At 51.6% G+C, this 23,384-nt stretch carries 20 protein-coding genes; 4 read left to right on the top strand and 16 right to left on the bottom strand.

Annotated elements, in window-relative coordinates; all coding sequences use genetic code 11:
* Positions 1-80 precede the first annotated feature (80 nt).
* The 5 genes from NST84_RS02335 to NST84_RS02315 all read right to left on the bottom strand — a co-directional run bounded on the left by NST84_RS02335 (position 81) and on the right by NST84_RS02315 (position 4,240).
* Positions 81-743: an oxidoreductase gene (locus NST84_RS02335; protein WP_342564064.1), complete on the bottom strand. Its 663-nt coding sequence runs from the start codon at positions 741-743 to the stop codon at positions 81-83.
* A gap of 41 nt (positions 744-784) precedes the next feature.
* Positions 785-2,059 carry an MFS transporter gene (locus NST84_RS02330; RefSeq protein WP_342564063.1) on the bottom strand — a complete coding sequence of 425 codons (1,275 nt, stop codon included), beginning with the start codon at positions 2,057-2,059 and terminating at the stop codon, positions 785-787.
* 117 nt (positions 2,060-2,176) lie between these two features.
* Positions 2,177-3,574 (bottom strand): ATP-binding protein, encoded by a 1,398-nt coding sequence (locus NST84_RS02325; protein WP_342564062.1) that lies wholly within the window; start codon positions 3,572-3,574, stop codon positions 2,177-2,179.
* Positions 3,575-3,715: 141 nt separating this feature from the next.
* Entirely contained in the window at positions 3,716-3,982 is a 267-nt protein-coding gene (locus NST84_RS02320; protein ID WP_342564061.1) for a hypothetical protein, read from the bottom strand.
* Positions 3,983-4,036: 54 nt separating this feature from the next.
* Positions 4,037-4,240 (bottom strand): CsbD family protein, encoded by a 204-nt coding sequence (locus NST84_RS02315; protein WP_342564060.1) that lies wholly within the window; start codon positions 4,238-4,240, stop codon positions 4,037-4,039.
* A gap of 467 nt (positions 4,241-4,707) precedes the next feature.
* On the opposite strand from NST84_RS02315, the gene NST84_RS02310 reads away from it, so the two are divergent.
* The 4 genes from NST84_RS02310 to NST84_RS02295 all read left to right on the top strand — a co-directional run bounded on the left by NST84_RS02310 (position 4,708) and on the right by NST84_RS02295 (position 9,184).
* The gene (locus tag NST84_RS02310; protein WP_342564059.1) at positions 4,708-5,616 is read left to right on the top strand and encodes an FMN-binding protein; all 909 of its coding nucleotides are present in this window, start codon (positions 4,708-4,710) and stop codon (positions 5,614-5,616) included.
* Positions 5,617-5,666: 50 nt separating this feature from the next.
* Positions 5,667-7,547 (top strand): FAD-dependent oxidoreductase, encoded by a 1,881-nt coding sequence (locus NST84_RS02305; protein WP_342564058.1) that lies wholly within the window; start codon positions 5,667-5,669, stop codon positions 7,545-7,547.
* Positions 7,548-7,735: 188 nt separating this feature from the next.
* Positions 7,736-8,185, top strand: coding sequence for a hypothetical protein (locus tag NST84_RS02300; protein WP_342564057.1), 450 nt, complete (start codon positions 7,736-7,738; stop codon positions 8,183-8,185).
* Positions 8,186-8,203: 18 nt separating this feature from the next.
* Positions 8,204-9,184 (top strand): polyprenyl synthetase family protein, encoded by a 981-nt coding sequence (locus NST84_RS02295; RefSeq protein WP_342564056.1) that lies wholly within the window; start codon positions 8,204-8,206, stop codon positions 9,182-9,184.
* A 996-nt stretch (positions 9,185-10,180) separates the two neighbouring features.
* Here NST84_RS02295 and NST84_RS02290 read toward each other — a convergent pair.
* The 11 genes from NST84_RS02290 to NST84_RS02240 form a co-directional block, all read right to left on the bottom strand.
* Positions 10,181-11,065, bottom strand: coding sequence for a UbiA-like polyprenyltransferase (locus NST84_RS02290; protein WP_342564055.1), 885 nt, complete (start codon positions 11,063-11,065; stop codon positions 10,181-10,183).
* A 38-nt stretch (positions 11,066-11,103) separates the two neighbouring features.
* Positions 11,104-12,414 (bottom strand): aspartate aminotransferase family protein, encoded by a 1,311-nt coding sequence (locus NST84_RS02285; protein ID WP_342564054.1) that lies wholly within the window; start codon positions 12,412-12,414, stop codon positions 11,104-11,106.
* A gap of 230 nt (positions 12,415-12,644) precedes the next feature.
* On the bottom strand, positions 12,645-14,570 hold the full coding sequence (locus tag NST84_RS02280) for a U32 family peptidase (RefSeq protein ID WP_342564053.1): 1,926 nt from the start codon (positions 14,568-14,570) through the stop codon (positions 12,645-12,647).
* Positions 14,571-14,588: 18 nt separating this feature from the next.
* On the bottom strand, positions 14,589-15,380 hold the full coding sequence (locus tag NST84_RS02275) for an energy-coupling factor transporter transmembrane component T (protein WP_342564052.1): 792 nt from the start codon (positions 15,378-15,380) through the stop codon (positions 14,589-14,591).
* On the bottom strand, positions 15,373-16,251 hold the full coding sequence (locus NST84_RS02270) for an energy-coupling factor transporter ATPase (RefSeq protein WP_342564051.1): 879 nt from the start codon (positions 16,249-16,251) through the stop codon (positions 15,373-15,375). The genes NST84_RS02275 and NST84_RS02270 overlap by 8 nt, the downstream gene beginning before the upstream one ends.
* On the bottom strand, positions 16,227-17,090 hold the full coding sequence (locus tag NST84_RS02265) for an ATP-binding cassette domain-containing protein (RefSeq protein WP_342564050.1): 864 nt from the start codon (positions 17,088-17,090) through the stop codon (positions 16,227-16,229). Before NST84_RS02265 ends, NST84_RS02270 begins: the two co-directional genes overlap by 25 nt.
* Positions 17,091-17,109: 19 nt before the next feature.
* The gene (locus NST84_RS02260) at positions 17,110-17,673 is read right to left on the bottom strand and encodes a Gx transporter family protein (protein ID WP_342564049.1); all 564 of its coding nucleotides are present in this window, start codon (positions 17,671-17,673) and stop codon (positions 17,110-17,112) included.
* Positions 17,657-18,040 carry a NusG domain II-containing protein gene (locus NST84_RS02255; protein WP_342564048.1) on the bottom strand — a complete coding sequence of 128 codons (384 nt, stop codon included), beginning with the start codon at positions 18,038-18,040 and terminating at the stop codon, positions 17,657-17,659. Before NST84_RS02255 ends, NST84_RS02260 begins: the two co-directional genes overlap by 17 nt.
* 210 nt (positions 18,041-18,250) lie before the next feature.
* Positions 18,251-19,783: an HD-GYP domain-containing protein gene (locus NST84_RS02250; protein WP_342564047.1), complete on the bottom strand. Its 1,533-nt coding sequence runs from the start codon at positions 19,781-19,783 to the stop codon at positions 18,251-18,253.
* A gap of 502 nt (positions 19,784-20,285) precedes the next feature.
* Entirely contained in the window at positions 20,286-21,227 is a 942-nt protein-coding gene (locus NST84_RS02245; protein ID WP_342564046.1) for an alpha/beta hydrolase, read from the bottom strand.
* Between the two features lie 240 nt (positions 21,228-21,467).
* Positions 21,468-23,354, bottom strand: a complete 1,887-nt coding sequence (locus NST84_RS02240; protein WP_342564045.1) for a choice-of-anchor A family protein — start codon at positions 23,352-23,354, stop codon at positions 21,468-21,470.
* Between the last annotated feature and the right edge of the window lie 30 nt (positions 23,355-23,384).

The raw sequence follows: 23,384 nt of genomic DNA, 5'->3' as shown, positions 1-23,384 counted from the left end.
TGTTCCTCCTGTCATTATGTACAAATGATTATGTCCCATTGTAAGTCCTCGGCTCTGTGTATTGCAAACTTTCCTGATTGTCAGCGTCCGCCGATGACATGAATAACTTCATTAGTGTAAATATGTGTCCCGCCTGTATCTGCAAGCGCGATATTCACCATAGCCTTGGCCACCTTGGCACCCGGAATAGCCCGGTAGCGGGCCAGCTTGCCGACCATTGCAAAATCAAACGCCTTCATGATCACAGCCCCGGCACGTTCACCCAGCCTGAACTGCGCACGTTCACCCAGCAGCAGGGAAGGCCGGAAAATATGCAGGCCATGGAAGCCGGCGGCAGCCAGACCGTCTTCAGCCCGACCTTTTGTCCGGATGTAGAAATTGCCGGATTTCGCGCTTGCCCCCATGGAGGAGACAACCAGGAACTGCTTCACTCCGCTTGCTTTGGCCAGCGCGGCTGCCTCCAGCGGATAATGCAGGTCTACCCGTTCGAACTGCTCCTGCGAGCCGGCTTGTTTAATTGTCGTACCCAGGCAGCAGAAAACAGCGTACGCTCCGGCGAATTGCTCCTTGTATTGCCCGAGCTGCTCCCAGTCCACTATAACCTGCTTCAGCCGGGAATCGGTCAGCGCAAGCCTGCGGCGGACAAGCACACGCACCTCAGCCCAATCCCCTGCAAGCAATTCGCGTGTAACCGCCTCACCGACCAGACCCGTGGCTCCCAAAACTACTGCTATCCTCGTCATTCCGACCTCTCCCCCCTGTTATTTACAGCATGATGCTGCTGTTATTCATCCCGAAGTACCCGGCGCCCCAGCAGCAGGGCCAGCGTGATCATCAGCACTCCTACAACAATCTGCATACCGTAAATTTGCGTCCAGTTAGGCCAGTCCACAATCCACTCATATATTTTACCCCCGAGCAGCGGACCGAAAAAGGCCGCGAGTCCGGTTAGCGCCGCATACATCGCCATGTACATCGGCCGCTCCTTCTTCGGGGTATCACCGATAATGAAATTAAACGCCAGCTGGTTAAAGCCCCCGACGCCCATACCAAAAATAATATGCGCTGCAAACAGCACCGGCAGCATCGGCAGCACGGACAGCATGCCCCACATCAGCGAGGACAGTGCAATGATCGGCAGTGTCCACAGCAGCAGCCGTTTATTGCTGTACCTGGCATTCAGATTACCCCAGACATAGAAGCTTGCCATCATGACCACCGTTTGTGATACATTGAGCAGCGAAAGCGTCTGATAGTTAATATGAAGCAGCTGCAGCATAACGTATGAATATAACGGGACAGTCAGGTTTTGCAGCAGCAGCCAGGCGGCGAGAAACAGCGTTGACTTCATAAACAGCTTATCGTGAAGCGGTTTCCTGAACATCGGCAGGAAAAACTTCTCCTCTGATTTTTCAAACGGGACATCGGGATAAAAGCAGAAGACCGCAATGTTGGCGATCGCGCAAACCCATACAACAATATACACAATGAGAAAGCCATGCCCGCCGGGATAACGGTCCAGCACAACGCCTCCGCCATACATCACCAGGCTGCCCAGCGCATTCAAAAGCGTATTGCGGATTCCGAAATAACGTCCCCTCACCCGTGCAGGAACAAGGTCGCTGATCATGGAGTTCCACAGCATTCCGCCTGCTGTACTGGATATAAATGCGGTTGTATACAATATTACAAAAGCTGTAACCCAATGTTTCTCGGGAAAAATAAACGGGACCAGTCCTGTAGCTCCCCAGAGCAGACGGTGCATTCCGGTAAAAAGGACCATCGCCCACTTGCGGCTGGGCAGCTTCTGAATCAGAAACGCCACACCTATCTGGGCAACATTGACCAGTGTGGTAAGCGCTAGCACAAATCCGATCTGGCTTGAGCTGGCTCCCAAATAGAGCAGAAATCCCGTCAGAAACTGCCCTTGCAGCAGCACTTGAAAGATCGTTGAGGGGATTCCTTCAATTGTAGCAATTTTCAGATTGTTGCGGTGGACGGAAGCCTTACGGATACGCTTGGTACGAGTTCCGGGCAGCCTGTTTCTCATGATGTTCATGGGGGTGGTAACACTCCTTCGATGCGGCATTGGCTCCATTCTACTCGGCAATAGTTCCAAGTCAATACAGCAAAGTCACAAAGAAAGTTGGAAGTGCAGAAACCGCTTAAACTGCAGCTACAGAGGCAGATACAGTGAGAAGCGGCTCCCCTTTTGTTCTTCACTATGAAGGGTGATAAATCCGCCCAGAAGTCTTGCCAGATCGTTACTGATGGACAGGCCCAGTCCGGTTCCCCCATATCTGCGGCCGATTGTCACATCCGCCTGCTGGAAGGCTTCGAAGATAATATCATGCTTCTCAGCGGCAATTCCGATGCCGGTATCCTGCACGTCAAATACGATCCAGCGACGTAACAGGGCCCCGTCCTTCTGCTCTACCGTGCGGATATTAAGGGATATGCTCCCTTCCGCAGTAAACTTAACTGCATTAGCCAGCAGGTTGCGGAGAATCTGCTGCACCCGCTGCGGATCGGAATGTATGATTTCCGGAACCGCTGCTTCACTCACAACCTTAAACTCCAGCCCCTTCAGTTTGGCGGCTACACTGAACTGCAGGACCAGCAGCTCCGAAATTTCACTGACACTCAGGTCCTCCTTGCTGATATCCAGCTTCCCGGCCTCTACCTTGGACAAATCGAGAATATCATTAATAAGCATAAGCAGATCCTCACCGGAGCGGTGGATAATGCCGGCATATTCCCCGGTTTCCTCCGGACTTAGAGAGTCACTGTTTTCTTCTATTAATTGCGACAGGTTGATGATGCTGTTCAGCGGTGTACGCAGCTCATGCGACATCGTAGCCAGAAACTCTGATTTGTACTGCGAAGCCAGCATCAGCTGCTTGGCCCGCTCCTCCAGGGCAATCTTATTCTTGTGCAGCTCCTCGGTCTGGGCGGACAGCAGCTCGTTGGCCCGGATAATCTGGCCATTGCGCAGCAGCTCCAGCTGGAAGTCACGGATAATCAGCGCAAACAGCAGACTGAGGACCAGGCCGCCTGCCAGCGTGACCGGCATAATATCCGACAGATAGATCCGGTCCGGAATGACGCCGAAAATAAGGATATTGACCGTATTGACCAGGTTGACTATAAGGATTACCGTCAGTCTTTTGAAGCGGAGTGTTGTATTAGAACGGCTGACCCACAGGCTGAGAGCAGCACAGACAAATCCCAGAATAGACAGATTAATAACGCCGGCCATCGCTGCTTCGTTTACCCCGAAGGTCAGCCGCGTAATTCCGGTTCCCACACCAATCAATATAAGAATAAACGGCTGCGGATAGGCGAGGGTGGAAATGATCAGCGGCACAATTCGCAAATCAAAGATGACATTCTCGTCCAGCCTGTATCCGAAAAACGAGCTGATCCAGCCGGCAAAAATCGCCACAAGAACCCAGCATATCTTTTTCACCCGTTCAGGCGCATATGTAATAGTGTGCTTATATATTAAATTGCCCAGATAAGCCAATGTTATCAGCAGCGCTGTATTGACAAAAAAGATTTTAAGATATTCCATTGCCTCACTCCCACAGCTCGAATAAACAGCTTCTCGTCCATACTATCATATTAGCTCCTTGAATTCATAAAAATACAGTTCTAACGCGCTGTACGTATGTATACTAATATTAAGTGCGCATAACAAGAAGAAGAGTGCAAATCATATACGATTTGCACTCTTCTTCTGAGGCGAAAATAAAGGCCACACCGGATTCCAGCGCCGTTTCGGCACTTGTTGTCCGCTTATTTTTCCAATAACAGGTTCCGGCACCTTGTCCGGCTCACATTCAGCCTGTGTCCATGGCTCTGCATCAGGAAACTTATAATACCGGGGATTATAGGTACAGAACATATCACCCTGCTGGGTAAGCACACGATCTGCCTGCACTTCAATAATCCTGCCGGTGACGACGGTCGACTTGTACATGGGACACCGCCTCTTCATGCGAATGTGACTAGCTAATTAACCGAACAGCAACCGTTAGTTGCGTACAGACTGCTCCCAGTTCCGGTATTCCTCTTCAGCCTGATCTTTCGTGTGGCCGTAGCGTTCCTGCAATTTGCCGATCAATTTATCTTTTTCTCCGTCAATTACATTAAGATCATCGTCAGTGAGCTGGCCCCACTGTTTCTTGGCCTCACCTTTAATTTGCATCCATTTCCCTTTAAATACGTTGCTGTCCATACATGTTCATCTCCTTAGTTTCCCTGTAGTTGTAAGGTATGTTCAGAGTTTAACGTGCTATTCTTTAATTACCCGGCGGCGCCGGCTATGAAACTGGAACGGCTGGCTGGGAGCGTCGGATTTTGTCACATAATAGTCTTTTATAAGAGGTATTCAAATCTTTTAAAATTTGATATAATCCAGGCATAGATAAATTACGTATAGATAAATTAATTTAGGTTTAAGTGATTATTTTCACATGTATGAGCGTTCTAATATGCTAAAATGCCTTCGGAGCAGAAAGAAGATGTTTAAAATTTTCCCTTTTGTTTACTGATAAGTGTCATAGTACTGCAACAAAATGAAGCCAATGCCGATAATAAGAGTGACATTTGTCATTTATAACGTGATAAATGTCACTTCCAAGTCTATTAAAATGTTTTACATTTTAATATATATATTTTAAACTAATTTGGAGGTCATCACAAATGAAAAAAGCTTCTGTAATTTTGTCGAGCGCCCTGGTTCTTGGCACCCTGCTGGCAGGCTGCGGAAACAACAACAATGCCGCTAACACTGCTGCTACCAACGCACCTGCAGAAACAACTGCACCAGCTGCAACTGAAACAGCAACCAATGCTCCGGCCGAAGCTGGTCAATACCAGGACGGCACTTATTTCGGTACTATTGATGCTGATGCTGAAACAGGCTGGCAGACTTATGCACTCTTGACTGTAGAAGGCGGTAAGATCACCAAGGCTGACTGGAACGCTTTTAACATTAAAAATGCAGGCGATCTGAAAAAGAAAGTTTCCGAAGACGGTAACTACGGCCTCGTTGCTAAAGGCGGCGCTCAAGCTGAATGGCACGAACAGGCTGCTAAAGCTGAAGAATTCCTGATTGAAAAACAAGATCCGGCTGCTATCACTGTCGATGCAGAAGGACATACCGATGCTATCTCCGGCGTATCCGTACACGTAAATGACTTTGTTGCTGCTGCCCAGGCTGCTATTGCTGCCGGCCCTGCTGAAGCTGGTCCTTACAAAGACGGCGGCTACACAGCTGAGGGCGAAATGGATGCTGATTCCGGCTGGAAATCCACTGTTGCCCTTACTGTAGCTAACGGTAATGTTGTAGCTGTTAACTTCAGCGGTGTAAATGCTGCTGGCGACGACAAGAAACAATACTCCGTTGACGGCAAATATGGCATGAAAGCCGGCGGCGCTTCTGCTGAATGGCACGAAGAAATCGCACTGGCTGAAAAGTACTTCCTTGAAAATAAAGGTACAGCACCTGCCCTGGACGCTGAAGGCAAAACTGACGCTATTTCCGGTGTATCCATCCACGTAGGCGAATACTTTACACTTGCAGAAAAAGCACTCGAAGGCGCGAAATAATACATTCGCTCTCCTCTTGCAGCTAATCAGACGAATGAGGTGAATTTCTCTTGAAGAAAATAGTCATTTTGGGCGGCGGCTACGGCGGCGTACTCACGGCTAAGAAACTGGCAAAGAAATTTAAGAACGACAAAGATGTAGAAATTAAACTGATCGACCGGAATCCCTATCACACTCTTTTGACTGAGCTGCATGAGGTTTCAGCGAACCGCGCGCCTGAGGATTCAATTAAGATCGATTTGAAGAAAATCTTTGCAGGTCTTAAAGTTGATGTAGTTCTTGACGAAGTAAGCAATATTGATTTCAAGAACAAGAAGCTTAAATCAGATAAAGCAACTTATGCTTATGATTACCTGGTAATCGGCACAGGAAGCAAACCGACCTTCTTCGGAATTCCTGGTGCTGAAGAGAACACCTTCTCCTTCTGGTCCTATGACGACGCTGTAGCGCTGAAACGTCAAATCCGCGATATGTACACCAAAGCGGCTAAAGAAAAAAATCCGGCTGTACGCCGTGCAATGCTGACCTTCGTTATTATCGGTGCCGGCTTCACCGGTGTCGAGCTGGTCGGTGAAATGGCTGAGCAGCGCGATGAATTGTGCAGAGAGTTCTATATCGATCCTTCCGATGTGCGCCTGATTGTTGCCGATATGGCTCCTAAGGTTCTGCCGATTCTTCCGGATAAGCTGATTCAAAAGGCTGAAGCCCGTCTGCGCAAGCTGAACGTGGAAATCGTAACCAGCGCTAAAATCACCGAAGTGGGCAAAGGCAGTGTTGCTCTCGGCGAGAAAAACGTTGTTGAAGCTCAGACCATTGTCTGGACTGCCGGTGTTGAAGGTTCCGAAATCGTAGGCAATCTCGAAGTTAAACAGGAAGGCCGCAAACGTATCGTTACCAATGAGCACCTCGAAAGCGTTGATCACAAGAATGTATATGTTGTCGGGGATAACATCTTCTTCATTCCTGAAGGCGAAACCCGTCCTGTACCGCAAATGGTTGAAAATGCTGAACAGGCAGCTCCGCTGGTTGCCGGAAATATCGAAGCTGATATTAAAGGTACCGCCAAAAAGGCTTACAAACCGGGATTCCACGGTACGATGGTTTCCATCGGCAGCCGCTACGGCGTAGCGAACGTAGGTCTTCCAGGCAAGCTGTTTATGCTTACCGGCTTTATGGCTATGCTGTCCAAACATTTTATCAACATGTTCTACCTCTCTCAAGTGGTAGGTTTTAACAAAGTATGGACTTACATGATGCACGAGTTCTTCCATGTGGAGAACCGCAAGAGCTTTGTGGGCGGTCACTTCTCCAAGCGCTCGCCTAACTTCTGGCTCGTTCCGCTGCGTATTCTGCTCGGTGGCATGTGGCTGTATGAAGGTATCGATAAGCTTAAGAAGATTTGGGAAGATCCGGATAAGATTTTCCTGATTCCTGCCGCTCCATTCGCTACAGATGCTGCTTCTTCGGCCAGTGTGGCTGTTGATGCCGTTAAGACAACTGTAGATGCCCAATCCGCAGCTTCAGCAGTATCCACTGCCAAAGAAGCGGTAGAAGCTCTCTGGGTTCCAGGATTCGTACATGACATGACTAACTGGTTCATGGATCTGATGTTCTACAATAATGACGGTACTTATACTTTCCTTGCTAAATGGTTCCAAATCGGTATGGTCTGCGCCGAAATCGTCTTCGGTGTAATGCTTATTGTCGGTCTGTTCACAGCTATCGCTTCGATCGGAACGATCGCCATGGCGGTTATGATCTGGTCTAGTCAAATGGCATCGACGGAAATGCTCTGGTATGTTGCAGCAGCAATTGCGACTATCGGCGGATCCGGCAGCATCTTCGGTCTGGACTACTACGTTCTGCCTTGGCTCAAGAAGCAGTGGAAGAGACTTCCGCTCGTACGACGCTGGTATCTGTACACGGACTGATCTGAATTCACACCTTTTTAACAATGCACAGCGCATATGTGCTACAGTTGAATAAGATTCTTTCAAGAGTAATGTGTCCCTGGGACACATTACTCTCCTTGTTTAATAAGCTTTTAAAGATTGGTTTTGTAGGGATAATCAGGGCGGTGGATGCTTCCGTCAAAACCGACATGAAGGAGAGATACTTAATGAACAGACAACTCATTGAAGATACTTTCCGGCAATTACAGGCTGAAATGTCTAAAATCGCCGGTATTCAATTGGACCTCTCTCCGGCGGAATGTGAGCGGATGCTCGCGGTACTGGAACGCCATGATCTGGAATATGACCGTAAACTCCATTTGCTTGGTATTTATAGCATTCTTACTATGGCAGCACAGCGTCATATGGAATGCGTCCCACATCACCCCGACCTTACCCGCAACATTTTGGACGGAGATTATTTATACAGCTTCTACCTGCAGTTCGCAGTGAAATGCCGTGAGCTGGATCTGGTCGCCTATCTGGCTCCATCCATTAAGAAAATGCAGATCAGACGTTCAAATGAAGACTTCGCAGAGTATAATCCGGCGGCTGGAATTGATGAATTCCTTCTCCAGGAGAGCAAACAGCGAAGCCGCACAAGCAAAGCCATTTGACAGGTGGGAATCCGATAGATGAAGCTGCATGAAGCCTTAAACATAGACCTGAATGAAATCAACCGCGAAATCGAAAATCTAGTGGCCCGTGATAAGGATGTTCCCAAAAAATCGCAGCTTGCCCAGAGCATTCTGGAGCTGGTCGGCTCCGGCGGCAAACGCCTGCGCCCGCTGATGGTCATTGTCGGCGGCCGGTTCGGCCGTAAGCCTGCCGGACGCAGAACGCTGCAGCTCTCTGCTGCTGCTGAATTTATTCACGCTGCCTCTTTAATTCATGATGATATTATCGACGATGCCGAGCTGCGGCGCGGCGGGGCCGCCCTGCATGTAAAGACCGGCGTACTCTCTGCTGTTCACATCGGCAACTATATGTCGGCCAGAGTCATCGAGCTGTTAAGTAAATATACCGGAGACAAAAACCGCTACGTTCATGACCTTTCATCCGTAGCTACTGCCCAGCTCTGCCTTGGTGAATACCAGCAGCTGGAGCATGCCTTCGATTATGACCTGACGCTTGAGCAATACCTGGAGAAATCACTTAACAAAACAGCGATGCTGATGGCTACCTGCCTGCGGGTTGGTGCACTCTCCACAGAGAGCCCCGAAGAGGTCTCACAGCTCCTGTACCGCTTTGGTGAAGCGCTGGGCATGTCCTTTCAGATCCAGGATGATCTGCTTGATTTCACCCAGTCTGCCGAGAAGCTGGGCAAGCCTGCCGGCAGTGACCTGCGGCATGGCCAGGTAACACTACCTGTCCTATTTGCCCTTCAGGACCCTGCGCTCGCTCCCGCGATCCGCAAGATCGGCCCTGATTCCTCTGAAGCAGAGGTTACTTATGTACTTAATCTCATCACCGGGAGCGATGCCCTTACCCGGACTGCGGAGGTCAGCCAGAGCTATCTGGACCAGGCCGCAGCGATCGTGCAGGAGCTCTCCGGATATCCGGCTCATGCCGATCTGCAGACCCTGCTGCAGTATTTTGCCGGCCGCGATTACTGAGATATTCATGTATGTATAAACACATTATGCTATGCCTTAAACGTGTAAATTTTTAACTAATATCCAAAGAGCCTTCGGGCTCTTTTTTTTGTATTTTAGTGCTTTCGGGGATGCGGAGAGATGCGACGATCAACTAAGTGTAAATTCGCCATCTAATTCTCCAAAAACTTCTGAAAATAAGATAATAGATGGTAAAAGCACACTTAATATGATCTCTTTTGCGTCAAAAGGGAATTGCCAGCTAAACTAAGTGTTGATTCTCCACCTATTAGCTACAATTTTCGAAAAACGGGGGATTTAGTTAGCAAAAATCCACTTAGATACTCGGGACCTGCATCTCAGAGGAATTTGAGCTCAACTTACCTCTTTCTACTAAACCAGCAAATGCAGCGCAGCGCCCGTGAGCGTTGTTTAGCAGGAGGGTGTTGGTTTGATCTTTTGGAGGGGTTGGGGTTGGGGTTGGGGTTGGGGGTTCGGGGTTCGGGGTTCGGGGTTCGGGGTTCGGGGTTCGGGGTTCGGGGTTCGGGGTTCGGGGTTCGGGGTTCGGGGTTCGGGGTTCGGGGTTCGGGGTTCGGGGTTCGGGGTTCGGGGTTCGGGGTTCGGGGTTCGGGGTTCGGGGTTCGGGGTTCGGGGTTCGGGGTTCGGGGTTCGGGGTTCGGGGTACAGCAAAAAGGGCGCGTAGCCAGCCTTTTACGCGCCCTTGCTGCCCCCCAAAACTGGGCTGGCCTGTTGTCTTTTTGTTGTTAGCCAAGTGAGGTGAGAGCGAGCGGAGAGGAATTTTGGAACTGGAGGAGCGGAGCGTCCGCCTGAAAGCTTTCCAAAGGAAAGCTAGCATCGGAAGCATAAGCTATGTTTGGATTTCTACCGCGGACAGCGGTTTAAATAAGGAAATCCAAACATAACAGCGGCCGGAAGTCCAAACATTCCTCGCAGCAGAGCCTTCCCACCGAGCGTGAAGGCGAGCACACCAGCCAGCTTCCCCTACCGAGCGCGCCCCTAGCTAACATAAAAATAATCAATCAGCGTGCACAGTACAATCACCATACTAATCACCTGATTCAAATTATAAGAAGCCACCTTCATCAGCTTCCGGTTCGACGGTTTGATGATCTGATGCTCCGTCATCAGAAGCAGGGTCGCGATGCCGATACCGACCAGATACATCCAGCCCAGGTCGCGCCAGAGGTACAAGAAGAGCAGCAGCATGACCATGATGAAATGCAGGCCCTTGGAGATGAGCAGCGCGTTTTTCAACCCGAAGAAGCTGGGGATCGACCATAAGCCGTGCCGCCGGTCAAACTCGATATCCTGGGTGCCGTAAATGATGTCAAACCCTGCAATCCACAGCATAACGACCGTGCCGATCACGAACGGCGTAAAGGCAATATTCCCGGTCACAGCGAACCATGCGCCAATCGGCGCGGAGGCGATGACAAAGCCCAGATACAGATGGCTAAGGAACGTGAAGCGCTTAGTATACGAGTAACTGGAAATTAGGACAATCGCTACAGGCGATAGAATCAGACAGAGCATATTCAGCATGCCGGAGGCAACGATAAACACGGCATAGTTGATAATAATAAACAGAATAACTTCCTTCTCCGCCAGCAGCTGCTGCGGCAGATGCCGGTGCGCCGTCCGCGGATTCTGCTTGTCGAAGGTGCGGTCCACCAGCCGGTTAAAGGCGTTGGCGCCATTGCGCGCCCCGATCAGGGCAATCAGACCCCACAGCATCATATGCCCGGAAGGCCACCCTCCGGCGGCCCATACCATCGAGATGACAGCAAACGGCAGAGAGAAAAGCGTATGTGAGAACATAACCAGCTCACTGAACATCTTCAGCTTCAGCGCCGCCGTTTTAAAAGCATTCATAATAACCATTGCATTCGTCCTTTACCTTTGATTCCTGTGTCTGCCGCTTAAGCCTGCACAGCGGCAGACAAGCGGCTGGAGGCCTGCAGCAGCACCTCACCCAGCACTTCAAGCAGCCCGTCTATATTCTCTGCTGTAACAACCAGCGGCGGCTGGAAGGCCAGAACATTGCGGCCGATGCCGTTTTTGCCGATCAGATAGCCGCGGTCCTTCAACTCTTCCAGCACATCATCGGTCAGCTCTGCAGCACTGACTGCAGTATTGCCGGCCAGCTCGGCCCCAAGCATGAAGCCGGTGCCGCGCACGTCAGTGATCAGCGCAGGATAGCTTGCACGCAGCTGCTCCAGCCCGGTCTTCAGCCGTCCGCCCAGCTCTGCTGCACGCCCAGGCAGCTGCTCACTCTCGATGTAATCGAGCACGGCCAGTGCCGTAGCTGCGGAGACCGGATTGCCGCCGAAGGTGGAAGCTGACGGGCGGTTCAGCGAAGCTGCGATTTCATCTGTCGTGGCGAAGGCTGCGACCGGCACGCCGTTACCGAGCGCTTTTGCCATACTGATAATGTCTGGAACGACTCCGAAATGCTCGATTGCGAACATAGCGCCGGTTCGGCCGTAGCCGGTCTGGATTTCATCGTCGATCAGCAGCACGCCGTATTGCTCCAGCAGCGCCTTGACCTCACGGAAGTACGAAGGAGCCGGCATAATCATGCCGCCGTTGCCCTGAACCGGTTCAACGATCATCGCGGCGATGGTATCACCCTTTTCTTCCAGTACCCGCTTAAGACTCTCAATCGAACGCTCAGCCGCCTCTTCCAGGGTCAGATCAGGATGATAAGGACGCTCAATAAACGTAACATCCTCGTCCAGATAGTTATCCGTCCGCCACATCTGCAGCCCGGTCACGCTCATCGTCAGATTGGTACGCCCGTGCAGACCGCTTTCGAGGGCAATAAATCCTTTGCGTCCGGTATGCATTCTGGCCAGCAGCAAAGCTCCCTCATTCGCCTCAGAGCCGCTGTTCACGAAAAAGCTGCGCCGCAGATTCCCCGGAAGCACCGCCTCCAGCCGTTCCGCAAGATCTACATTGGGTTGGGTCAAATATACGGTCGACGTATGCTGAAGCTGCTGAAGCTGGGCGATAGTCCGGTCTGTTATAGCCGGATTGCAGTGGCCGCAGGCGACTACTGAAACCCCGGCAAAGAAATCCGTATACTCCTTGCCGTTCTCATCATAAACATACTGCATGCTTCCGCGGACAATCTGCGGGGCATCCCGGTAAAAGTGTGCGGTGCAGGGATAGAAATACTGCTTGCGTTTGGCGGCTACAGCCTCTCTGCCGATAAATGATGTCTGTTCCATAAAGAAGCCTCGCTTTCACTCGATGAATTCTGTGCAGAACCGGATACCGCCCTGGTTCAGGACGGCAGATCCGTTCTTATTGCTTTACCAACTATTATATCGTCTGCAGACCTGGATATGGATAGAAGATTGCTAATCTTTCAAACCTCAGATATTGTGAAAAATGTCACTTGAAATTCTGGACTCTGGCAAAATAAAAAGCTTAACCCTATAATTTTAAATTTGAAATATTAATTAAACTGCAGCGAGCCCAACGTATATCCGGCATACACCGGCTTCAGCCCACCCAGCAGATCCTCTTGATTCCCCTTGCCGCCAATAGCAGCCTGGTAAGCTGAGATAATGGTACGCAGCTCTTCAATACTGTAGGTAGCTCCTTCAATCCGGAAGGTGGAGATTCCAAGGCCCTTCATTTCATCCAGCATCGGCAGATAACACAGCTCTTTGGCGAACAGCAGGTGGCAGCGTCCGTATTGGTCGCGGTAGACCGGATTTTCACCTTTGTCTGTTTTGAGCACAAGCACGTCATTGCTGACAAATATATTATCTTCCTCGCCGATCGGCTCCATAACCTCAGTGTTTTCGAACAGGTCATGCTCCATATACATCAGTGCCGGTGTGCCATGCACAACTACTTCAAGCGGCAGGTTACAGCGGGAGGTAAAGCCGGCAAAATGCTCCAAAGTCATCTCAGGCGAAACCGTCAGCTTTTGCAGCCCAAGTCCGGTATACAGCTCTGCAGCCAGATGGTTGTACACGTTGAGGTTCACATCCCCGATCATCGGATAGCCCATATCCTTAAAGCGGCGGATCGCCCCCAGATTCGTAACCAGCAAACCGTCTACCGGCAGCCGTTCACCACTCAAAAGCTGGCTTAACTGGTCAAAATGCAGCTCCGTCATCATCCGCGGCATCCCCAGATACAGCTTCGTCTCCCCTTTTAGCGCACCCAGTTCCTTAATATCCTGTTTGGTCAGCGGCAGATCCGGTTCAAACACATCGCCCGGCAGATACAGATGCTCTACACCCATCGCAAGCGCCAGCTTGGCCTGTTCCATATTGTTAACGCGCACGGCCAGCTCAGGTTTGGCTGCCTGTTCTTTTTTGCCTTCGGCCATCCGCTCACGGAGCTGAATTACCCGGCTCTCAGAGAGCTCCCGCTCTGCAGTAGGGGTACTGAACACTTTTCCTGTACTGTAAAATTTCCCTGTCCCCTCATAGCGGCGGTTAATATTCGATAATCCCGGCTTGCCAAAAGCATATGCGGTGGAAAAGTCACGTTTGCGGTTGTTGTACAGCGTTTTGGAATCTACGGTGCGGTCGAATCCAAGCGGATCATCGATATAGCGGTCAAGCGCTTCGCCATAGCTGTTGGCCAGCATCACCATAAATTCCTTGTCGCGCATCCGGCCTTCAATTTTGAACGAGGTAATTCCTGATTCGATCAGCTCCGGCAGATGCTCATACATGAACATATCTTTGACCGCCAGCGGATATTCAGCAGGGAAAACATAGCCGTCCTTCTTAATCCGGTAATCCCAGCGGCAAGGCTTCATGCATTTGCCCCGGTTGCTGCTCATCCCGAACACCTGGGAGCTGAAATAACAGTTGGCCCCGTGCACTGAGCACATATCACCGTGAATAAAATACTCCAGCTCCATACCGCTTCTCTGGCCCAGCAGCTTTGCTGTCTGCAGATCCATCTCACGGGAAGTAACTACCCGGGTGACCCCGAGATCACGCAGCGCGTAGATCATCTCCAGATTGTGGACATTCATCATAACGGAAGCATGAATTGGTACCGTCAGCCCCATTTCGCGGATCAGCTCCAGCACAGCCATATCCTGCACAATCAGCGCATCCGGCTGAACCTCGTCCAGGAACCGCAGATACTCTCTGGCTTCCTCCACATCTTCTTCACTGAACAGATTATTGACGGTAACATAAACTTTTTTATCAAGATTGTGGGCCATCACCAGTGCCTGGGCAATCTCCTCATGCGACAGGTTGTAGCCTTTGCGCATCATCCGCATATTCAGGACCGGTCCGCCAAAATAAACCGCATCACAAGCCGACTGCACGACCTCCTTGAAGATTTCAAACGTGCCTGCCGGTGCCAATAACTCAATTTCCCTGCCATTAAAATAACGTGCCATGCTTGTTTCCTCCTAATATTACAGTACTGCTACTGCAACTCCCATGATGATGAACATTACGACGAATAAAGTATCAGCTGCCCCCCACCTCAGACGGTGATACCTGGTACGCGGAGCATCCATGCGGAAGCCTCTGGCTTCCATGGAATAGACCAGATCCTGCGCCCGGCGGAAGGCGCTTGTGATTACAGGTACAAGCAGCGATATGAGCATCCGTCCCTTTTCCTTAAGCGGCAGTTCCTTCAGATCTGCTCCCCGGGAGGCCTGTGCCTTCAGGATAATCTGCGATTCATCAAGAATCGTCGGAATGAAACGCAGCGCAAGATCGATCATCATCGTAAGCCGGTCGGGCTTCAGCCCGAGCTTCTTGAACGGGGACAAAATACCTTCAAGCCCCTGATTAAGCTTGCCCGGAGTTGTCGTAAACGTCAGCAGCGAGGTGAAGGTAACCAGAAACAACATCCGGATTACGGAAAAAGCCCCCAGCCGCAGGCCGCCCTCATACAGCGAAAAGGAACCTAACGTCAGCCAGGCTTCACCTTCTTTTACCGATAGCATCTGTACAATAAAAATAAACAGCATCAAGAACCGTAACGGCTTAGCCGATTTAATAAAATATTTGAGCGGGATGCGCGTCGACAGCATCACCGAAACGGAGAATACGGCCAGCAGCCCCATCGCTGCCCAGGAGTGTGAGAGCAGAATAATGGCGAGATACAGCAGCATTCCGGTTATTTTGGACCGGGCATCGAGCTTATGTACCCAGGAGCCGGTCTCTATGCTGCGTCCAAGCAGCAGACGTTCATTCATGGCCATCCTCCATTCCTTCAGCCTGCAGTAAAGATATCCGCTCGGCCAGGCTCTCGGCAGTCAGGCAAGGCTGCTCGCCTTCCAGACCGAGCCGCCGTGCAACCGCCTGCCAATACCGGAGGGAGTGCGGTACACTAAGGCCGCAACGCTCCAGAATATCCGGGTCTGCAGCAAGCTCCCGGCCGCTCCCCTGAAAGACCAGCGTGCCTTCCTTAAGCAGCGCCCAATGGTCAGCGTAGGGCAGCAGCTCGTCCATCCGGTGGGTTACGATAATAATCGTCTTCCCCTGCTCACGGCAGAGCCGCTCCAGCAGTCCGATCAGTTCAGCCCGGCTCAGCGGGTCCAGCGTCGCTGTCGGTTCATCCAGAACAATAATCTCCGGGTCCATCGCCAGTACAGAAGCTATAGCTGCTTTGCGCATCTGGCCTCCGCTTAACCGGAACGGATTGCGCTCCAGCAGGTCAAGATCCAGCCCCATGTCAGTCATCGCCCGGCGGGCGCGTGTTTTGGCTTCTTCGGCACTCATCCCGAAATTGAGCGGTCCGAAGATCAGATCCTTCTCGACCGTTTCTTCAAACATCTGCTGCTCCGGGAACTGGAAGACCAGACCGACCCTGCGGCGCAGCGGCAGCAGCTTCGGCGCTTTTTCACCCGCCTGAATCGTAACATCCAGTACCTTGACCGTCCCCTTGGACGGCTTCAGAATCCCGTTGAACAGCTGCAGCAGCGTGGACTTGCCGGAGCCGGTTGCCCCGGCAATGCCAACCATGGTTCCTTGGGCAATCCCAAGATCAATATCATGCAGCGCCGTCTGCTTCCACAGGCTCCGGTCAGCGTAGGTATAGCTTACTTGCTGTAGTTGTATGGCCATAACGTATCTATAAGCTCCTTTTCACTGGCGGGGACATCTGTCTTGATGCCAATACGCTGCAATTCACGGGCAAGCTGCCAGGGATACGGCTCACGCAGATGACATGTGGCAAGCAGCTCCTGATCCCGGAACAGCTCTTCCGGCGTTAAATCTGCCGCCAGGCTGCCTCCGTGCAGAGCCAGTACCCGGTCTGACGCCAGAATCTCGTCGGCATCATGCGTAATCATCAGGATGGTGTAGCCTTCACTGCGCAGTCCCTGCAGAATCTCCAGCAGCTCATTGCGGCTGCCCTCATCCAACATGGAAGAGGCCTCGTCAAAGATGACGATGCCTGGCTTCATAGCAAGAATGGAGGCAATCGCCACCCGCTGCTTCTGGCCGCCGGACAGCTCACCCGGATGTTTGGACAGCAAATGGCTGATCCCCAGCTTTTCTGTATACAGCTTCAGGCGTTCGTCCATTTCTTCATAGGATAAACAGAGCCCTTCCAGGCCGAACAGGATATCCTCTTCTACGGTAGCACCGATAAACTGGTTATCCGGATTTTGAAAAACCATGCCAATGCTTCCGCGGATAAATCCGATCGTTTCTTCCTCTAGACGCTGTCCGCAGACCACAATTTCACCGGCGCTTTTAGGCAGCAGGGCATTCAGCAGCTTAACAAGCGTTGATTTGCCGCAGCCGTTCGGGCCCACAATGCTTACCCACTGCCCCCGGGGAACAGACAGCGTAATGTTGTGCAATATCGGGTGCTCCGGGTCATACCCGAACGCTACCCCTTCCAGAGAGATAACTGTAGCTGCCTCTCCGCCTTCACTTGCAATGTAAGTTTCCTTCATGTTCGTCATCCTTCCGCAGCTAGTGGCTCCGTCCGTCCAAAAACTCTTCAAACAGCGAAATCTTTGAAAGTGAATCCACCAGATAACGCACTGCAAAGCCAACCAGAATCCCTGTCACAATCCCTGTAATCAGCAGGATCGGCAGGTAGTACAGAATACTAGCCGAATTAAATACCATGGATGCCGCCAGCAGCTGTCCGGTATTATGGGCAAGCCCGCCGGCGATGCTGATTCCGATGACACTCAGCCTTTTGCCGCTGAAACGGACAAGCAGGAACATCACCACAAAGCTGAGCAGGGAGCCGAAGAGGCTGAAGAGCAGGCTTGAAAAGGTACCTAGCAGGAATGCTGTAAGCAGTGTCTTCAGAATCACCAGCACAAAGGCGTCGCGCCCGCGTAAAAAGTAGATACAGGTCAGAATCATGATATTGGCAAAGCCCAGCTTGGCGCCGGGCATCAGCCCCATTCCGGCAAGCGGAATCTGGGCTTCCACTATACTAAGCACTACGGCAACAGCTGAAAAGATCGCAATGATTACCGTTCTTTTCAGCGCCGTCGCCGACTCCTTACTGGACATAGCCATCGATTTCATCTCCTTCTGAAGGCCCCGCAATCTCTACCAGTACCCGGTGCGGCAGACAGACGATGGTCTGTTTGGGCTGGGTAATCCGGCCGAAGCCGAGACATACCTGATCGGGACAATCCGCTTCATACATTTCGATCCCGTAGTCATGTACTTTTAACAGGTTATAGCCCCGCTCTGTGCGGATTTCAATGCTCTGTTCTTCTTCTGTGAGCTGCACGGTCTTGAACAGCTTGCCGTCCACTGTTATATTGGCCACGAGATTCTTGCCAGGCCCGCCTTTGTCATCGCCCAGCCATCTTGGCACGAGGAAGGCAAGCGCAGCAATCAGCACGATGGAAATAAGCAGTACGTCTGCGCGTTTCATAGAATTCTCCTTATTTTTTAATTAAAAACCAGACTTAATAATTATAACGGTCTGCCCATAATCCTTCAATGAATGTAGTCGTTAATTGTCGGTTTTACACAGCTGTTCACAAAATAGGCACGCACGCAGAAGCGGATACCTCCAGAATCTGGATGGTATCCGCTTTCGCCGAAAGGGCAGGCGTCCGGTCAAGCAGGTATAACATTCTGGCTATCCCGCACGCTCCGGATAATCTTCCTTTTCCTTGTCTATATTTTTGCCGAAGTATGTCAGGAATAACCCGGCAAACTGCGGGTCCCACTGGCTGCCACGGCCATTCTCCAGAATGGCCAAGGCCTGCTCATGCTCCATACCCTTGCGGTAGGGCCGGTCTGAGGTCATCGCATCGTAGGCATCAGCGACTGCAATAATCCTGCCGTGAAGCGGTATAGCGATGCCTGCCAGCCCGTCAGGATAACCTTTGCCGTCATAGCGTTCATGGTGCGAGCGCACCCCTTCCAGATAGGGGGCCATTTTCTCAACCGGCTCAATCTGGCGCAGTATATTTTCCCCGAGCACCGGGTGGCTCTTGATCATGTCAAATTCTTCGTCCGTCAGCTTGCCTTCTTTGAACAGGATACTGTCAGGCACGCCGATTTTGCCGATATCATGCAGCAGCGCCGACTTGCGCAGATCGTCGAGGCTTTGTCCGGTCAGACCGGCCAGCTGTCCGATAATAACCGAATATTCCGCCACCCTCAGCGAGTGGCCTGCCGTATAGGAATCGCGGGCATCCAGCGCTACGGCAAGCGTTGTAAAATAACTGTCCAGCAGCTGACGGCTCTGCTGCTCACGGTCCTGCAGTCCGCGCACCATCATGTTGAAGCCGGCGACCAGCTTGGAAAATTCATCGGAATATTCATCCTGCACCTGCAGGAGCTGTCCGTCCCTGATATTATTCATTGCTTTATACAGCTCGTTAATCGGATGCTGCACGCTGTTAGTCAGGAGAAGGGCGGCAATTGATGAAAAAAGGGTGCCGATCAGCAGCACCATCCCCGCCCAGGCCCAGTAGTTCTGAAAGCCGACCAGCATACCGCTTCCTGTATTGCTCATGCGTATGTGGGTTGCCATTATAAACAGGAACAGCGGAAATGTACCGATCAGCATGCAGCTGATCAGGAATTTCGGGCGGATCGGCACAAAAACATGCCCCTCCAGAGAAAAATCTACACTATACAGCTTCATTGCCCGGTTTCTGAATTCTTTAATCAGCGGGATAATCGCTGAGCAGGTCAGATAAAATTCGATCAGCGCATGCATGCTGGCAACCATAATAGCTCCGATAACAGCCATCACCAGATAAAAATACGGTAATGAAAGCAGGCCGTTGTGAATCATCCACATGGTCATCAGCGCTGCAGGCAGGGATAATCCCAGAAGATGAGGACCAAGAATCCGCATTACTGCATGCCGGGGCAGCTGATGGGTATGCAGGTACGCCTTCTCCAGGACATCCAGTGAAGGCTCAGCCTCCAGCATTGCTGTCCGGATCGGCCTGAGCTGCCTCAGAAACACGCTTATTTCCGTAACTGCCATTATAATAAAGGAGAGCAGGAGTACAATTAACAGCCGGCCGTACTCAACGACACTGATCTCCAGAGAAGAAAGAAGGATCAGGCTTCCAACCGCCATGACCGCAACAACGGAGCCGAATAAATAATTGCTGATCTGCTTTCTCAAAAATGCCCCGTATATATTCATTTGCTCCCCCATCCCCGGTCTTACCCAGTCCCTATTTATATTTGCACTTATATATATTTCGTGATATAATATAGGAATATTTGTTTAGGTGTATATGTATCCCCTTCAAGAAGATGTCAGGCCGATTGTTTTACTTCTTACTATTATCGGCAATTTGGACACAAATTCTTACGTTTTCTTGCATCACTCTTCCTTTTTATGAGATCAAATTCGAACATAGCATTCCGATTCACACTGGCGCGGCCTCGGAGCCGCAAGGATAAGAGAGAGGTAGGGCTCTTATCGTTTTGGAAGGATTATCTCGCCATACGGCTGCTGGAAATAACAAGGAACTTTTGACACCCGTTACACTCACTGACGGCGGGGGATGAAATATACCTATAAGACATGGTTTAGCTGCATATACGTTGCTAATGCAGGCCATGTGTGGAACATATTAGTGCCCGGTAACCGCCAGCAGGCGGATATCGGGCACGTCTACTTTTCAGGGATATTTTCCGGATCAGTGTACATACCGCCGCACAAAATCACTTACCCTGGCCACATACCCCGCCTTATCCGTATCATAAGCCAGACCATGTCCCGCCCCGTGCACAATCAGCTTCTCTTTCGGAGCATTACAGGCTTCATACAGTTCCTCCAGCATGTAAAAGGGTACAAATTTGTCAGCATCCCCGTGAATAAACAGAATCGGCACTTCTGCTTTGCGCACCTGTCTGAGTGCTGAGGCTTCACCGAAAAAGTAACCTGCTTTGATCCGGGTAACCAGACTGGCGGACTGCACAAACGGAAACCCCGGGAGCCGGTACATCCGCTTGAGCTGATAGGATAGCTGGGCCTTCACTGAGCTGTACCCGCAATCTTCAACGATGGCTTTAACCTGCGCCGGAAGCTTTTCCCCCGAAGTCATCAGCACGGTTGCTCCGCCCATCGATACCCCATGCAGCACAATCCGGGCTTCTGGTCCCATTTCTTTCCTTACGAAATCAATCCATTTCACCATATCCCGGCGCTCCGGCCAGCCGAATCCGATATAATTCCCCGAGCTCTGTCCATGACCTCTCGCATCCGGAAGCAGTACATTATAGCCCAGCTGCTCATAGTACAGTTTGGCGATAGCCCCCATGTCCTTTCCCTTACCGGAATAACCATGGGCAATAATCGCAGTGCGGCCTTCTGCACGCTCCGACAGCAGCAGATAACCCTTTAATTGCAGGCCGTCATCCGACACCAGCTGGACATCCCGGAAATGCTGGCGGGAAACCCACTCGGCCCCTTCCCCCCAGGACGCACCAGCAACAGGCGGATCAAGCTTCAGGTCCGGACTGCTGGCCAAAAACTCCTTCGGCGCACGATTGATTGCCACTCCGTAAAAGAAAAAGCCCGCAAAGAGCAGCGCTGCGGCCGCTACTATAATAACTGCCGCTATTATGATCAACCACATAGATATCGCCTCCTTGCATTTATATAGATATTAAACTGGCAGGCGCCACGAAAAGCGGCATAGAATAACCCCACAAAGTGGGGCCTCTCATGGACACTGACTCAGGGACTTTGCTGAGACCCCGAAAGCATTAAAATGCTTTACGACCAAAAAAGGCTGCCCGGAGCTATAACCCTTCCGGCAGCAGCCTATAAGGTATCCCGGCGGAATGAACCTTTCCATCCACCGCACTTTTACTGTCTAGCTTTTGCGTTTGCCGGTTCTGGTTCTGTTCAGCAGCAGTCCCAGGGCGGCCAGCGTCAGACCTGTAATATAATACGGAGCCGGGCTGTTTTCTCCGGTCTGAGGCAATGTAGCAGCTGCCGTTGCCTTTACTGTAGTGCCTGGATCCGTTACGCTGCCCAGCGGAATCTCATCATCAAGCACAATTTCATCCTCGGGGCCAGGTCCGGCTGTCGGACTTGGCGCAGGTGTAGTCTTCGGCACGGCTATTACACCTCCTACAGCCGACGTTGCACTAGGCCCCGGACCAAGCGGTACAGGATTATCATCAATAGCCAGTTCTTCATCGGTTACGATCGTGCCTATGACTGTCGGGCCTGACGGTGTCGGTACGGTGCCCCCCGGGATAGCAACGATACTGGTCGGAGCCGGTGTGGCGGCGTTTGTTGCTGTTGGAGTCGTCACCGGAGTTCCGGTTGTCGGTGTTGCTGCCGGCGGTGCCGTTGCCGGCGTCCCCTGAGTTGGCGTCGGTGTCGCTGCAGTGGTAGGAACCGGTGTTGGCGTGCTTGTTGGCCCTGCCGTCGGCGTTGGCGTCGGTGTTGCTGTCGGCGTTGGCGTTGGTGTCGGTGTCGGTGTCGGTGTTGCTGTCGGCGTTGGTGTCGGTGTTGCTGTCGGCGTTGGCGTCGGTGTCGGTGTTGCTGTCGGCGTTGGTGTCGGTGTCGGCGTCGGTGTTGCTGTCGGCGTCGGTGTTACTGTCGGCGTCGGTGTTACTGTCGGCGTCGGTGTTGCTGTCGGCGTCGGTGTTGCTGTCGGCGTCGGTGTTGGTGTTGGTGTTGGTGTTGGTGTTGGTGTTACTGTCGGCGTCGGTGTTGGCGTCGGTGTTACTGTCGGCGTCGGCGTTGGCGTCGGTGTTACTGTCGGCGTCGGCGTTGGCGTTGGTGTTGGTGTTGGTGTTGGTGTTACTGTCGGCGTTGGTGTTGGTGTTGGTGTTGGTGTTGGTGTTGGTGTTGGTGTTGGTGTAGCTGGTGTTCCGTTGTCACGGCCGGTGTACGGCTTATGGTGGAATTCCCCGCTGCCTTCCAGTGAGGCGCCATACATGCTGCCGTTAATCTGCCCGTTATTAAAGGTAATCGCCGCATTCGGCGCCAGCACGGTGCCCATCACACCGATACTTTCCAGCCGCAGGGCAGTCGCCTGCGGGAAATTATAAAGCACTTTATTCTGGCTGACCCCTGTCAGCCCGTTCCCGTTTTTGAATGTGACAGAGCTGCCGTCTATATTAACAATTACAGTTGATCCTGCCGGAGCAGTGATCCGCAGCTCATTGGCGCCCGTTAGCACGCTGCCGGAAACCGAAAATACATTCAGTACGGGATCGGTACCAGTCAGTTTAATATTTCCATAGCTGTCTTCAGTCTTGCCGTTCACCGTCAGAGCTGCAAGCTCTTGGGATTTCGTACGAAGCAAGGCAAATTCCGAGACAAAGTTAATAACGTTCGCTTCCTGCCGCAGGGTTCCTGTACCGCCTCTAGGCTTGCCTGAGCCTGTATATGTACCTCCATAAACGGCGCTGCCGTTTACTTCCCCCATCTCGTAGTTCAGGTTACCGCCCGCAACCAGCGAATCCATTTCGGAACGCTCCTCGTTACTCAGGCTGTGGCCTACCGAATATCCGCCCTGTGAAAGCGTAATGTTACCGCCTGCCGCCATTCTGCCTTCAGAATCACTGTGGTAGCCTTTGAGATCACCAAGGACGAATACGTTGTATTTGCCCGCAATGCCCGGAAGAGGTGTGCTGTCGGCCCTTATTTTATCCTGGCCGGCAGCAGTCAGCCAACCCCCAACCAGCAGGACAGCAGCCATAGCCAAAGCAAAGGACAGTTTCAATACGGATTTACGTTTCATTAATAATTCCTCCCGTAAGATAACAATTTA

The organism is Paenibacillus sp. FSL R7-0345 (assembly GCF_038595055.1).
GTDB lineage: Bacteria > Bacillota > Bacilli > Paenibacillales > Paenibacillaceae > Paenibacillus_AQ.
This window is presented reverse-complemented; position numbering and strand designations above follow the sequence as displayed.